Genomic DNA, 14,645 nt, shown 5'->3' with positions numbered 1-14,645 from the left:
AGGATCACCTTGCTTTGTTTAGGCTTGCCTTGATTGCACTGGATTGGTCGTCAGCTTAACGGTGGCTGAGGACGACAGCAACGAGGGGGCCGGATCGGGTTACGCTGCCGACGGTTCAACCGAACGGGGTACATCATGGATTGGCCTGCCGGGCCCGGAGCCGGCGCTGCTCATGCCACAGCGCTTTAGGGCCACCGAGTACCGACAACACCTCGGTGCGCCCCACCGAGCGCGGTACATCCTGCAGGAACGCCGGCGGGGGTGCCGCGATCGCGCAGTAGGCGCGCCCCGCCCTGGCCACCGCGCGGCCACGGTGCCGCAGCACCGACAGGGCCAGGCGCCGGTGGCCCTTGTCCAGTGCGACCTTGGTCAGCCACGCGCCGAGACCTCGGCCGTAGCCCCGGGCCTGAGCCAGCAGCGCGTCGTTGTCGCTGCGGTGCCGGTGCCAGATGATCGACGAGGGTTCGGTGGCCAGACAGTGTCCCGATGCCAACACCCGGAAGAAGATGTCGAGGTCCTCGCCGCCGCGGGTGGCGGTACCCGCGCCGAGCCGTTCATCGAACAGGCCGAGGTCGACGATCACGTCTCGGCGGACCGCGAAATTGGCGCCCGTGCCGAAGCGCCCGATCTGGAACGGGAACAGCGGTACATCCTCGGGCGGGTCCGACAGCCGGTACACCCGGGGTTCGATGTTGTCGGCCCAGGACACCCGCCAATCGAAGTAGGCCTGAGGGAGGGTGCGCAGTTCGCCGCTCGGCACCAGACCCGCTACGCAGGCGACGTCGTCGGCGCGGGTGAACCCCGTCGCCAGTCCGCGCAGCCAGCCCGGATCGGCGACCACGTCGTCATCGGTGTAGGCGATGATGTCGTGCCGGGCGGCGTGCACTCCGGCATTGCGGGCGGCCGACAGGCCGGCGATCGGCTCCACCACGCGGCGCACTCGCGGATCATCGATCGCGGCGACGACGCGAGCGGTGCCGTCGGTGACAGGCGCGTTGTCGACGACGATGATCTCGAAGTCGGGGTAGTCGACCCGTAGCAGAGAGTTCAGGGCCCCGCGCAGATCGTCGGGTCGTTCGCGGGTACACAGGACCACCGACATCGGTGGCAGTGCCGAGGTCGCGGCAGGTGTCTCCGTTTCCGGAATCGGCAGCAGCGCGCGGCCGTTGACCAGCGGAACGTGCGCGAACTCCAGCGGGATCAGCCCGTCCCGGATCAGGATCCGCGCGCTCGCATAGCCCTCGACATCCGGCACGACTCCGAGGAACTGTCCGGTCCGGCCGTCGCGGAGCAGGTCCGCGATGTCGGCCACCCCGATCCAGACGGCGCCCGGCCAGCTCGGTGCCCCGCCGGGCGTCATGGGTGAGCTGAGGGTGACTTCGGGAATCATGCGCAGATGCTCGAATCCAATCAACGATGAGGGGCGATACGGCGACCACAGCGGTCATTCTCCGGCCACTCCGGTCCGGATCAGAGGTTAGCCTAATCTAAAGGATGGGGGGTTTGCGAAATTCCATATTCCGGACGACTTGCTATCCAGGACGGTGCAGCACACCGGCCGGGTCGGTCGCGAACGCGGTGAGCGCCTCGCGGATGCGTTCGGGTGAATGCAGCTCGGGCTGAAAGGACGCGCTGATCAGCAGGCGATCGTGGATGGTCGCCGACTGCAGGGTGATGCCGTTCGGGACCGCGGGACGGGTGCCGGTCACATACACCGAATTGTCCCGGTCGATCCAGGGGAAGCTGTCCATCAGCTGCTGGTGGGCCTGAATCCCGGTGAACACCAGCGGCGTCTTCGGGGGCAGCATCGTGGCGTGCCGGCCGTCCGGAGACAGCAACTGCGCCGCGCGCGAGAGTGCGGTGACCCGGGCCAGGGAGACGATGGGGCGCCCCGACGCGACGGCGGCGGTCAGGTCGTCGTGCAGGCGAGCCGGATCATTCCCGTCCCGCAGGGGTAATTGGATTCCGGAGACGAAATTCGCCAACGGGTTGGTGCCGCGCGGCAGGTACCTGCGCAGGTCGACCGGCAGGGTGCCGACGTCGTCGACGGTGATACCCGCCCGGACCAGGGCACGGGTGAGTCCGCTGACGACCAGGGCGAACAGGCTGGTGCCCGGGAGCGTCGCATCCCGCCACGCCCGAAGGTCACCGAGAGCGTCCGCCGGCATCGCGGCCACGGCCACGGTGTGCGGTCCGAGGTTCGGCGGTGGCGTCGTGGCGGGGGCGCCCGCATCGATGGGGAACTCGGGCCCGGCCGGTGTGCGCTTGGTTTCGCGCATCGATCGGAGCACGTCGAACACCCGGGTGGGACGGGACCCGAAGACCCGCAGCCCGGCCGTTGCCAGACCGTCCCAGCGCCGGGAGATCTGCGCGAGCATCACCGGGTCTTGGGGGGACACCGCCCCGGTGATGATCTGGTGCGCGAGGAGGCCGAACCGGATCTCACCCACCCCATGCTCGTGGTCGGTACGCAGGTACCTGCCCGCGAGGGTGATCCGCATCGGTGCGTTCGGCCGGCCGTCGGGCACCAGTAGGTCGAGGGGGTCTGCCGGTTCGTCGACGACCTCGATCGTGTCGAGCAGACGCCGGGGGTCGTGGATCCAGCGGCGGCCGTCCGGGTCGGGGCGCAGGGCGATGCGGGTCGCGGGGCCGAACGATGCGAATGCGTCGAGGTTCCTCCGCACCGTTTCCAGATCCGGGAGGTCGACGGGCCCGATGAGTGCAGTTGCGGATTCGCCGAGGTGGATGCGGTCGCTCAGCCCGATTCGGGGTCCGGTCACCGGCATCGGCCGAACGGTCGCCGGTGCCGTGCAGGGCGACGCGGCGGTGGGGACGCGGGCATGATCACCCGATCACCGTAGCCAAACCGGACAAGCCGTACAGCCGGTGGGCGGCCGACCGGCGGGACGGCTGTGAGGGCACTCACTTAGGACCACCTTGTTTTGATTAGGCTAGCCTTGTTAAATAGCCGTAGCTTAATGATCGCTTAGAGCCTCGGCCATGCACCTCGGCCACGAGAACCTCAGCTACGAGAACCTCAGCAACGACAGGGTCCAGACATGCACGACGCTTCCGGTAACGACGGACGAACCGACAACGTGACCGAGCTACCGGTCGGAGCGGACTCCGCCGCGCAGCAGAGCCGGCCGACGGTTTCCGTGATCATCCCCGCGATGAACGAGGCCAAGAACCTGCCCTACGTCGCCCACCGCATGCCCGGCGGGATCGACCAGATCGTCTTCGTCGACGGCAACTCCTCCGACGACACGGTGGCCGTCGCCCAATCGCTGTGGCCCGAAGCGACTTTCGTGGTCCAGAGCCGTTCCGGCAAGGGCAACGCGCTCGCCTGCGGCATCGAGGCCTGCGTCGGCGACATCATTGTGATGATCGACGCCGACGGTTCGACCGATCCGGCCGAGATCCCGCTGTTCGTCAAGGCGCTCACCGACGGCGCGGACTTCGCCAAGGGCAGCCGCTTCGTCGACGGCGGCGGCAGCACCGACATCACCACGCTGCGCCGCATCGGCAACAAGGGCCTGAACACGATCGTCAACGTCGCCTTCCACACCAAGTTCTCCGACCTCTGCTACGGGTACAACGCCTTCTGGTCGCGTCACGCCGAGCTCATGGAGTTGCCGCCCACGCAGTACTCGCGGGCGCAGTGGGGCGACGGATTCGAGATCGAGACCGTCATCAACGTGCGCCTGGCCACCGCGGGTATCAAGATCACCGAGGTCGGCAGCTTCGAAGGACCTCGCCTGCACGGCCGCAGCAATCTGAACGCCTACAGCGACGGCATGCGCGTGCTGCGCACCATCCGCCAGGAATGGCAGCACTGGAAGGCACACCGCGCTTCTGTGCGGCACGGGGTCCGGGCCGGCAGCGCCGTCGCGGCCACCGCCGACGAACTGGCCGGGTGAGCCCCTCCCAGCCGGGAATAGCCCGAAACTCACTGGCCGTAGCGATCTCCGGGATCGCTACGGCCGGTTTGGGTTTGATCTACTGGATCGTGATCGGCCGGCTGTATCCCGCCACCGAGGTGGGTGCGGCGGCGGCGGTCGTCTTCGCGGCGTCTATGCTGGCCGCCTTCGGCAACCTCGGTCTCGGTGCGTACTTCGAGCGGTTCCTGCCGGTCGCGGGGCCGGCGTCGGCGCGGCTGCTGACCGACGGACTCGCCGTCGGTGTGCTGTTCGGCGGATTACTGGCCGCCGGATTCCTCGCGTTCGGGCCGGTCGAGGAGATGTTCGCCGATGTGTGGCAGATGGCCTTCTTCCCGGTGGCGGTCGCCTCGCTGTCGTTGTTCGCACTGATCGACCACGTCTGTATCGGCCTGCAACGTGCCGAGTGGTCGGCTGCCAAGAACATCGTGCACGCGGTGGTCAAACTCGTTGCGGCCGCGGCTGTCGCAGCCGTGGCGGGCCGGCAGGGGATCGTGGCAACGTGGGTGCTGACCGCGCTGATCGGGGCCGTCATCCTGTGGGTGATCGTCATCCGGGAGATCCGGCGCCGCGCTGTCGTGCCCGTGCCGCAGGTGCTGCCGTCCTGGCGTGACCAGCGGCGGTTCATCGTCGGCAACTACGGGATCTATGTGGCGAGTTCGCTGACGCCACTGCTGCTGCCGATGATCGTGATCGGCCAGGTCGGCGCCGGACAGAACGCCTACTTCGCGATGGTGTGGCAGCTCATCACCGCGGTGATCGTGCTGCTGACGATGCTGATCGGGCCGTACGTCGCCGAGGCGAGTGCCGGCAGCACCGATCTGCGCCACCTCACCTACCGTTTCATCGCCATCATGATGGGTGTCGCCGGCGCGGCGACGGCCGGGCTGTCGACGATCGGGCCGCTGTTCCTGCGCCTGGCCGGCGACGACTACGCGGACAACGGGACCCCGCTCCTGCGGGTCGCGTCGGCGGCACTGCCGCTCGCGGCGGTCGGGCTCATCTTCGTCGCGGTCAGCAGGGTCCGGAACCGGCTGTGGCCCGCGCTCGCCGCGCAGGTCGCCGGGGCGCTCGTCAACCTGGGACTCGCCACCGCACTGCTCGGCGGCCACGGGATCGTCGCCGTCGGCTGGTCCACCATCGCTTCGGAGGCGCTGATCGTGCTGCTGGTGATCGTCCCACTCATCCGGGGGGTGCGCGCATTCGTCCGCACCGGCCCGACCCCCGATCAGGAGTCGGTCAGATCGACCGCGCCGGGGGCGTTGTCGAAGTAACCGCTCTTGTCCAGCGACGCGTACGAGGTCATCACGTCGTAGACGGCGACCCAGTCGATGTCGACCGAGGACTCGAGTGGCCGCGGTTCGGCGCGCGTGCACGGCGCCATGCCCCATTCCGCACGCAGCGCGCAGGCGCCCGCACCCATCTGCAGACCCAGCCACATCGGTGTGGTCGGGGCGCGGTCCGGCGATCGGGAGATCGCCCACACCTTGCCGTCGAGGAGATAACGGACGATGCCCGGCGCCCACTCCACGCCGACCGTGCGCCAGTCGGTGAAGTCACCTGCTATGTGCGCCTTGGCTTTTCGCTTCTCCTTGCCGTCCTTCCAGTGCAGGAAGGCAGTGATCTCGTCGCGCCCGGACGACACATCCTCGGCGAAATCGATCTCCGGTGGCCATTTCTCGTTCTGCGGCCACAACAGGAAGTGGTAGGAGATGTCGGCGCTGCGTTCGACCCGGTACCGCACCTCCCAGCGGCCGTATTTCTGGGTCACCGGCCAGTTGGACACGCCACCGATCTTCCAGTCGTCACCGTCGCGTTTGCTGTGCAGGCGCAGCGCACCGTTGTCGATCGACACCATCGACGGATGCCACTTGCCGTACTTGGCGCCGCCCGGACGGCCGTCGTAGGCCGACCAGTTCTCGCCGAGCTCGCACCGGTTGAAGTCATCGATGAACACCGACTGCCAGGTGCCCTCGATCGCGTGCGGGGGTGCCACACCGCTGATCGTCGCGCGATGGTCGCAGTTCAATGCATCAGCGGCGGAATCGCTTCCACCGGAATCACCACACGAGGTGAGGACCAGACCGGCGGCGAGGGCGGCGACGACGGCCGGTCGCACCCGCCGGGCGCGCGCTGTCACCATGCCAGCTCGACAAGCCGCTGGAACGTCAGGATGGCGGCGAAAACCGTGAAGACGAGGGTGCCCGCGCCGATCGCGTGGGCGATCGCACCGCGGCCCACCGAACCCCGGTCACCGACCTCACGTTCCTGCAGGACGGCTCCGGCGACGATGAAGATACCGGCGAAGATGAGCATGGCGGCGGCCATCAGTTGTCCTTACCTTCGGAACGGGCGAGTTCTGCCGACAGGTCCACCGCCGGCGCATCCACGAAGTGCAGAATCCGCACCGAATCGGTCTCGATGAACATCGTGTAGTCCTCGAGCTTCTCGAGCGCGGCGATATCGGACTCCATCTCCTCGGCCGGCTTACCCAGCTGCAGGTCCATCATCTCGATGCCCTGGTGGGTGATCAGCACGTAGTCGGGCTGCCGGTTCTCGGTACATTGCGCGAGGTTGTCCAGGCACGGGAAGCTGTCGATGTAGCCGACGATCGGGCTGTCGGGGTCCAGCGCGCGGCGCGCACCCACCGAATGCGGGGCGTGACTGAACACCATCACCGACGAGTTCGGCGGGATCTTGTTGATCAGTCCCTGGGTGAGGGCGTCCTCGGCCGGGGTGGAGGCCTCGAACGCGGCGTTCAGACCGCGGTTGGTGGTTTCGAGCACACCCATCCCCAGCGTCAGGATGATCGCCACCACCGTGACCAGCACGGTGGGCAGGCGGCGCAGCTTCCGCGAGAGTTTGACCAGGGCGATGGCCACGAACGGCGCCAGCGTGGGGGAGGCCAGCAGGAACACACGGATGATCATCTCGCCGCCGTAGCTCTGCAGCGTCACCAGCACGAACGGCGCGGCGCACAGCAGGCCGGACACGAGCCAGGCTCGCCGGCCCCGGCAGGTGAGCCAGCCGATGAACGCCACGACGACAAAGGCACCGGAGGCGGCTATCCGCAGGTACTGCATGCTCTTGTAGGTGGGGTCGCCGTTGAGGCGCTGGCCCACGCCGCGGTTGACCGAGTAGCCGATCTGGCCGACCTCGTTGAACAGCGAGTTGAGGTGTCCCATCCAGAAATCGGTGGCGCCGTAACTGAACCACGCGGCGAACACCAGGCCGGCCGCCAGCCACAAAGTGCGGTATCGGGTGGTACCGGTGACCGCGAAGGCGGCGAGTGCGAGCACGGTCAGCATCGGCGTCATCTGATGCGACACGGTGTTGGCGGTGATGATCAGCAGCAGGGTGGCGCCGACGGCCGGCGTCCGCCCCGAACCGAAGCCCGGCACCCGTCCCGGGGTGCGCCGGGCGAGGCTGAGCACCTCGCCCAGCCGGCCGGGAAGGACCCGGTCGAGCCCGGCCGGCGCCGGCAGCGGGGAGCGGCGCAGCTGCCACAGCATCGTGCCCAGGATGGCGACATAGCCGAGGCCTGCGACGGCCTGGGGGGCGAAGTAGTCCTGCTGATACCAGTTGAACGCCTGGTACAGCAGTACCGCCATCCAGGCGATGCGGGCATTGCCGCCGATCGCCCACGCGATGGCGTACAGGCCGAAACACATCAGGGGACCGAACACGACCGGCGCCCAGAACAGCACGTCGGTCAGATCGGTGAACCCTGCCGACTCCTGGATATGGGTGGCCAGCGAGAAGAAACCGGCCCAGCTATAGCGGGCGTCCTCCAGATCGGGCAGCCGGTGTGATGCAGCCAGGACCGAGACGAATCCGCGGTGGACGAAGGCGGTGGGCACCGACGCCTCACCGGTGGCCACCGCGACCAGCATCGTGTTGTAGACGACGGCCAGGGCGGCGGCCGCGGTCATCACGATGTGATCGATGTGCCCGGCGCGCAGGGTGAGGACGATCGTGGCGACCAGCAGCAGCAGACCGAGGAAGTACCACGGTCCGACCAGCGAGATCACCCCGTAGGGACCTGCCTGCAGGATGTCGAGGCCGCGTGCGGCGACGATGAACAGAGCCAGCGAGACCGCGAGCGCGGCGAGCATCGCCAGCCGGGTCGGGGTCCAGTGCGCCCGGGCCAGACCGAGCGGCCCGGTGCGGACGTCAGCGGGCACCGTCCGGAACGCGGCGATCGACGCGACGAGCCCGACGACCAGCAGAATGGTCTGGGTCTGCGCCGAATGCCACTGCTCGAGCACCATTGATATCTGGGTGACGAGGATGTTCACCGACAGTGACGCGGACACGATCAGGGCCGTGGCCAGGGCGCGACCGGGAATGCGCAGCGCCACCACGATCGGCACGCCGGGCAGCAGGAAGACCGCGAGGAGCACCGCGGGGATCCGGATGACACCGGGAACGGCGACACCCGACCAGTCCAGGACGGCGACGACGAGCGCGACGGCCGCGACGGTGAGGGCTGTCCACAGTGCGGCGCGGGGATGCCAGCCGTAGGACACGGGCCGTGCGGCCGGGGTCGCCACGGCGGTCTGAAGGTCGTCGAGCCGGTGTCTTCCGGTCTCGGTGATGTCGGAGGGGCCCGGGCCGGGCCGGTCGACCAAAGTCACGTGCGATCTCCCAGGTGGTTCGTTCGGGTGGCTCGCCTGCGGACGTTCCACGCACTTTTCGCGTACAGAAGGGGGCCAGCGAGGTAGCCGGACACCTCGATGACGCGCAGGTGGAAGGGCCAGGTGTCGGGGTACCGGGAATTCAGGTTGGAACCGGGAGCGAACAGTTCCCGCACCCCGGCGGGGAACCTGAGCAGCAGCCCGGCGAGGTGGCGGGAGGCCACCAGTTTGGTCAGGCACGCGGACATGCCGGTGCCGTAACCCCAGCACTGGGTGCGCAGGTCGGCGAGGTTGTCACGGTGGTAATGGCTCACCACGGCACTCGGCTGGTAATAGATCGCCCAGTTCCGGAACAGCGCGGTGCGCAGGTAGTCCAGGTCCTCGCCGCCGAGCGTCGGGGTGGCCGGTCCCAGCCGCTCGTCGAAGCCGCCGATGTCGCCCGCCGCCTCGCGGGCGATCGCGCAGTTGCCGGCGCCCCCGACCGGGCCCGTGGAGTAGGGGAAGAACACCCGGTGTTCGGCATAGCCGGCGAGATCATCGAGATGTGGCCGCTGTTCGATCGTCCAGATCTTGGCGTCGTCACCTTTGTCGAAGATGCCCCCGTCCTCGAACATGGTCTGCAGTTCGGTGGGGGATTCGGTGCTCACCACCCGGCCGGTGACCATCGCGATCGACCTGGTGCGGTCACGCACGAACACATCGAGAATCTGTGCGGCCCAACGGGGTTCGGGGATAGCATCGTCGTCGGTGAGGGCGATGACGGTCCCGCGGGCGGCGGCCATGCCGGTGTTGCGGGCCCGGGAGGCGCCTGGAACCGGTTCGGGCACGATCCGCAGGCGCGGGTCGTCGATGACCGACAGGATCCGGGTGGTGTCGCCGGTGCCCGGCCGGTTGTCGGCGACGATGACCTCGAGGTTCACCTCCTGCTGTGCCAACGCCGCCCGCACCGTCTTGAGTACCTGATCGCGGCCGACGGTGGGGATCACGATCGAGACGAGGTCCTCGCGGGTGATCGGATTGGTCAGCGTCGGCAGGGTGCGCGCCCGGCGCCGGGACCTTCCCACGCCGCTGCCGACCGTTCCGAGCACGGTGCCCATGCCGGTCGCGAACACACCCAGGACCATGATCAGCAGGCGCGCCGGGGCGAAGATGTCGCCGCGGCCGAACTGCCCGAGGTAGCGCACCACCCCACTGGTGATGGTGCGGGTGAGGTAGGAGGTCTCGGCGGAGAACGCCGATTCCGGGCCTGCGATGGCGCTCAACTTGGCCTTGGAGCGGCCTTCATGACGGCACCGTGACAGGTAGTAGCCGACCGTCTGGCGGGCCTGCGGCACGTGGTGGTCGACGGCGAACCCGCTGTCCCGGATCACCGTGGACCGGGGAAAGGTGTTGCGCAGCTCGATACCCATCAGGGTTTCCTCACAGCCCACGGGCAGGGTGCCGACGCGGCCGAGAGCGGAGCTGAAGCCGCCGATCTTGACCAGTTCGGGTCTGCGGACGGCCATCGCGGCGCCGATCGGGTTGCGCACCTGGCTGCCCGAGGCGGCGATGCCGCGATAGTCGCAGCCGACGACCCAGCCGAACTCGTCGGGAAACCAGCGCGGTGTGCGTCCTTCCCAGGCCGCGTGGACGCCACCGCCGACGGCGACCACCTCGGGTCGCGAGTGCATCACCGAACGCAGGTGATCGAGCGCGCCGGGGCGCAGGACGGCGTCGTCGTCGAGGTAGACGATCACGTCCTGATCGGCGTGGTCGATGCCGGTGTTGCGGGCCCCGGACAGGCCCTTGGTCTGGGTGTTGGCGACGACGTGCAGATCCGGTGCGTCGTCGGTGGGGAAGGCGCCGTCGGCACCGAAATGCCGGATGAGGCGTGCCTGCAGTTCAGGGTTGTGGTCGACAACCACGACGAGCCGGTCGCCTTCGTGGAGTTGGGTTGCCGCCGCGCCGATTCCGTCGATCAGCAGATCCCACCGCTGCGCGGTGTAACAGCAGATGACCGTGCACAGACTGGGACTGCGCGAGGGTCTGCCGATCGGGAGTAATGTTGGCACAGGTGGTGTCTCCGTCGTATGAGGCGAGGCTAACCTAGCCTAGTGGTGTGCTGTCTTATTTCCAACCTGGGTGGTCGGTGATGTGGTATCCACCGCTTTTGGCTGATCGTCGTGACCTGCGTCGCTCTGATTTCCTGTGTATGCGTGGTGAGCCGTGGACACGCTGGATGCGGTCGTAGCGTGGCACCGACAAACGATGCGGGTTTGATCACGTATCACCGGTAGACTGGCCCGTCGTGATTACCGCGACCGACCTTGAGGTCCGAGCCGGTGCGCGGACGTTGCTGTCGGCGCCCGGATCGGCGCTACGCATCCAGCCCGGAGACCGCATCGGTCTCGTCGGGCGCAACGGCGCCGGTAAGACCACCACGCTGCGCATCCTGGCGGGGGAGACCGAACCCTACGCCGGCGCGATCCTGCGCAGCGGAGAACTCGGCTACCTGCCGCAGGACCCGAAGGAAGGCGATCTGGATGTGATCGCCAAGGACCGGGTGCTCTCGGCCCGCGGCCTCGACGCGATCCTGCACCAGATGGAGAAGCAGCAGGCGCTGATGGCCGAGTCGGCCGACGACAAGGTCCGCGACAAGGCCGTCGCCAAGTACGGCCGCCTCGAGGAACGCTTCGCCGCGCTCGGCGGTTACGTCGCCGAGTCCGAGGCCGCCCGCATCTGCAGCAGTCTCGGCCTGCCAGACCGGGTGCTCGCCCAGCCGCTGCGCACCCTGTCCGGTGGTCAGCGCCGGCGCATCGAGCTGGCGCGGATCCTGTTCGCGGCCTCCGACGGCTCCGGCAAGTCCGACACCACGCTCCTGCTCGACGAGCCCACCAACCACCTCGACGCCGACTCCATCACCTGGCTGCGTGGCTTCCTGCAGAACCACGACGGCGGGCTGGTGGTGATCAGCCACGACGTCGAGTTGCTCGCCGACGTCGTCAACCGGGTGTGGTTCCTCGACGCGGTGCGCGGCGAGGCCGACATCTACAACATGGGCTGGAAGCGCTACCTGGACGCCCGCGCCACCGACGAACAGCGGCGCAAACGTGAACGTGCCAACGCCGAGAAGAAGGCGTCGGCGCTGCGCGCGCAGGCCGCCAAACTCGGCGCCAAGGCCACCAAGGCCACCGCCGCGCAGAACATGCTCAAACGCGCCGACCGGATGATCGACGCCCTCGACGACGAGCGGGTGGCCGACAAGACCGCCAAGATCCGGTTCCCCGAACCCGCCCCGTGTGGCCGTACGCCGCTGATGGCCAGCGACCTGACCAAGGTGTACGGATCCCTGGAGATCTTCACCGGCGTCGACCTGGCCATCGACAAGGGTTCACGCGTGGTGGTGCTCGGTCTCAACGGTGCGGGCAAGACCACGCTGCTGAAGATCCTGGCGGGCGTGGAGAAGCCGGACCTGGGGCAGCTCGAACCCGGATTCGGTTGCAAGATCGGCTATTTCGCCCAGGAACACGACACTCTCGACGATCATGCGAGCGTGTGGGAGAACATCCGGCACGCCGCCCCCGACGCCGGTGAGCAGGATCTGCGTGGGCTGCTCGGCGCGTTCATGTTCACCGGCCCACAACTCGACCAGCCCGCCGGAACCCTGTCCGGCGGTGAGAAGACACGCCTGGCGCTGGCCGGTCTCGTCTCGTCGGCCGCCAACGTGCTGCTCCTGGATGAGCCCACCAACAACCTCGACCCGGTCTCGCGTGAACAAGTCCTCGACGCCCTGCGTTCCTACAAGGGAGCGGTCGTGCTGGTGACCCACGACCCGGGTGCGGCCGCCGCTCTCGACCCACAACGAGTGATACTGCTGCCCGATGGCACCGAGGACCATTGGAGCGAGGAGTACCAGGAACTGATCGAACTCGCCTGATCCCGACGGCTCGACGGCCAGGTCAGTTGCCCGGTTTCACCCACACCTGACGCCCGGCGCGCAGATGTGGGGCGCTCAGGGCTGTTTGGGGTAGGTGATGCAGTCGTCGCCGATGGGTCCCGCAGACCATTTGGTCTTGTTCTCGCGGTCCAGGCACGTCTTGCGCAGGATGATCAGCAGTGGGCGACCGGACTGCGCCTTGCCTGACAGCACGCCCTGCGGATCCCAGAAGGCGCAGTAGCCGGACTCGTTGGGCATGAGCTCCTTGCAGCGGCTCATCACCGTTTCCAGCTTGACGTTGATGCAGCCGAGCTGGTTGACGATCTCGCTGGACATCTTGCCGTACTTGCCGGTCTGTGCGGTGGCCAGCGGCACCACCCGGATCCAGCGGCAACTGCGCGGGGTGCCGGTGGCCGAACCGTTGAACACATACCCCGACGAGTCGATGGTTCCGGCGGTGTTGGCCGTCGACGACACCGACGACGAACTCACCGACGAGGACGAGGCCACCGGATCATCGGTACCATCGCCGCCGCCGGAACGACCGATCAGCACGAACGCCACGATCGCCACCACCAGGATGAGGACGCCGGCGCCGATCAACCAGCCCAGCGCCTTCTTCGACATACCGCCCGACCCGGTGCCACCCGACGGCTGACCGCCGGTGGCCTGTGCGCCCGAATACAGGCCCAGGGGAGACGTGCCACCCGGACCCTGACCGCCTGCGACACCGCCACCGTACGGCGGAGTGCCCTGGACTCCCGGGCCATAGCCGTAGCCACCCTGCCGGCCCGGCGGAGGTGTGGGGTGCTGGGATGGCGGGTGTTGTGGCGTCTGGATGGGGATGAGGTTCTGCGGGTTGGACGACTGGGGGTTGGACGACTGGGGACTGGACGACTGGGGGTTGGGTGTGTAGCCCATCGGTGTCTGCGGAGTGGAACCGTAGACGGGCACACCCTGTGGGTTCGAGCCGGGAGGATTCGACACCGGGGGAGCCTGATGGGGGGCATGCGGCCCGGACGGGGGTGGCGTCCGCGGGTCGCGTTGCGGTGCGAAGCCACTCTGCGGTCCCGATACCGGACCACCCGGGGACTGTACGGGGAACGCCGCAGAGCCGGAACCGCCGGTCGGGGACGTCCGGATCGCCTGCTCGAGGGCGTCGACGAACTCCACGCACGATCCGTAGCGGTCCTCGGGCTCCTTTGCCAGCGCCCGGTCGAACACCGGATCGGCCGCTGCCAGGTCCTCCCGGTACTGCGACAGTTTGGCCGGCGGCCAGCTGGCATGGGCGATCATCAGCTGGGTGACCGTGTCGGCGTCGAACGGTGTCTTCGCACTGAGCAGTTCGAAGGCCGTGCACGCCAGGGAGTAGATGTCCGAGGCACCCACCGCGTCACCCGCGAACGTCTCCGGCGCGGAGTAGGCGACGGTGCCGATGTACATGTTGGCGTGCGTGATCCGCGGATCACCCTCGGGGCGGGCGATCCCGAAATCGAGGACATACGCGCGGTCGATCCGGCCGCTGCGGTTGCGGCTGACCATCAGGTTGGCCGGTTTGATATCCCGGTGCACCACGTGCTGATCGTGCGCGTAGTCGATGGCCTCGGCCACCGAACGCAGCACCGTGATGGCCTCGGCGTCGGTGAGCGTGGCATTGGTGAGGTCGGTACCCTCGACATACACCATCGTGAACCACGGTCGGCCGTCCTCGGTGCCGTAGTGGTAGATGCCGGCGATGGACGGGTGACTGAGGCGGGCCGCGGTGCGCGCCTCACGCTCGAACCGGGTCACCGCCTCGTCATCGCCGGTGGTGTGTAGCAGTTTGAGTGCTTCGCGGCGGCCGAGCCGGACGTTCTCGACGAGGTACACCTCGCCCATGCCGCCCACGCCGAGCTGCGAGAGCACGCGGTAGTGCTCGGCGAAGACTGCACCTGGTTTCATTGCGTGCTCTTCCGGGCCGGGAATGATGGGTGACGGTGTCGGGATCGTCGGATGCCCCTGACCCTACCCAAGAGGTACCGCCCGAACCCAGGTGGCGCGACGTCGACCCTTCGGTCGAACGACACGACACCCGGGCAGGGCGTGCGCGTTTCGCCTACCGCTCGATGCGTACCGACTCCTCCACCAGATCGAGCACCGCGGTCAGGTCGTCGG

General features: G+C 68.0%; 10 protein-coding genes. 3 read left to right on the top strand and 7 right to left on the bottom strand.

What is annotated here, in order from left to right; genetic code table 11:
• Positions 1–133: 133 nt before the first annotated feature.
• Together GOAMR_RS00315 and GOAMR_RS00310 are read right to left on the bottom strand one after the other, a co-directional pair.
• Entirely contained in the window at positions 134–1,390 is a 1,257-nt protein-coding gene (locus tag GOAMR_RS00315) for a glycosyltransferase family 2 protein (RefSeq protein ID WP_005181077.1), read from the bottom strand.
• Between the two features lie 142 nt (positions 1,391–1,532).
• Complete coding sequence (locus GOAMR_RS00310; RefSeq protein WP_005181073.1) at positions 1,533–2,786, bottom strand: hypothetical protein; 1,254 nt, start codon at positions 2,784–2,786, stop codon at positions 1,533–1,535.
• A 273-nt stretch (positions 2,787–3,059) separates the two neighbouring features.
• Between GOAMR_RS00310 and GOAMR_RS00305 the strand changes: the two genes are divergently transcribed.
• A complete protein-coding gene (locus GOAMR_RS00305; protein WP_005181070.1) occupies positions 3,060–3,920 on the top strand; it encodes a glycosyltransferase family 2 protein in 861 nt (286 codons plus the stop codon).
• On the top strand, positions 3,917–5,212 hold the full coding sequence (locus GOAMR_RS00300) for a lipopolysaccharide biosynthesis protein (RefSeq protein ID WP_170319092.1): 1,296 nt from the start codon (positions 3,917–3,919) through the stop codon (positions 5,210–5,212). Before GOAMR_RS00305 ends, GOAMR_RS00300 begins: the two co-directional genes overlap by 4 nt.
• Here GOAMR_RS00300 and GOAMR_RS00295 read toward each other — a convergent pair.
• The 4 genes from GOAMR_RS00295 to GOAMR_RS00280 are packed head-to-tail and all read right to left on the bottom strand — an operon-like array spanning position 5,167 to position 10,626.
• Entirely contained in the window at positions 5,167–6,081 is a 915-nt protein-coding gene (locus GOAMR_RS00295) for a glycoside hydrolase family 16 protein (protein ID WP_005181066.1), read from the bottom strand. The two genes, GOAMR_RS00300 and GOAMR_RS00295, sit on opposite strands and share 46 nt — an antisense overlap.
• The gene (locus GOAMR_RS00290) at positions 6,075–6,266 is read right to left on the bottom strand and encodes a hypothetical protein (RefSeq protein ID WP_005181062.1); all 192 of its coding nucleotides are present in this window, start codon (positions 6,264–6,266) and stop codon (positions 6,075–6,077) included. The genes GOAMR_RS00295 and GOAMR_RS00290 overlap by 7 nt, the downstream gene beginning before the upstream one ends.
• On the bottom strand, positions 6,266–8,575 hold the full coding sequence (locus GOAMR_RS00285; protein WP_005181061.1) for a hypothetical protein: 2,310 nt from the start codon (positions 8,573–8,575) through the stop codon (positions 6,266–6,268). The genes GOAMR_RS00290 and GOAMR_RS00285 overlap by 1 nt, the downstream gene beginning before the upstream one ends.
• Positions 8,572–10,626, bottom strand: a complete 2,055-nt coding sequence (locus GOAMR_RS00280; RefSeq protein ID WP_005181059.1) for a glycosyltransferase family 2 protein — start codon at positions 10,624–10,626, stop codon at positions 8,572–8,574. The genes GOAMR_RS00285 and GOAMR_RS00280 overlap by 4 nt, the downstream gene beginning before the upstream one ends.
• Positions 10,627–10,862: 236 nt before the next feature.
• Here GOAMR_RS00280 and GOAMR_RS00275 point away from each other — a divergent pair, with 236 nt between their 5' ends.
• The gene (locus tag GOAMR_RS00275) at positions 10,863–12,491 is read left to right on the top strand and encodes an ABC-F family ATP-binding cassette domain-containing protein (protein ID WP_005181056.1); all 1,629 of its coding nucleotides are present in this window, start codon (positions 10,863–10,865) and stop codon (positions 12,489–12,491) included.
• A gap of 75 nt (positions 12,492–12,566) precedes the next feature.
• Here the strand turns inward: GOAMR_RS00275 and GOAMR_RS23385 are convergent, their stop codons facing one another.
• Positions 12,567–14,432, bottom strand: coding sequence for a serine/threonine protein kinase (locus GOAMR_RS23385; RefSeq protein ID WP_005181053.1), 1,866 nt, complete (start codon positions 14,430–14,432; stop codon positions 12,567–12,569).
• Positions 14,433–14,645 lie beyond the last annotated feature (213 nt).

Origin of the sequence: Gordonia amarae NBRC 15530, from assembly GCF_000241345.1 — a bacterium.
Classification (GTDB): domain Bacteria; phylum Actinomycetota; class Actinomycetes; order Mycobacteriales; family Mycobacteriaceae; genus Gordonia; species Gordonia amarae.
Note: the sequence above shows the minus strand (reverse complement) of the source record. Positions and strands in the feature narration are given on the sequence as shown.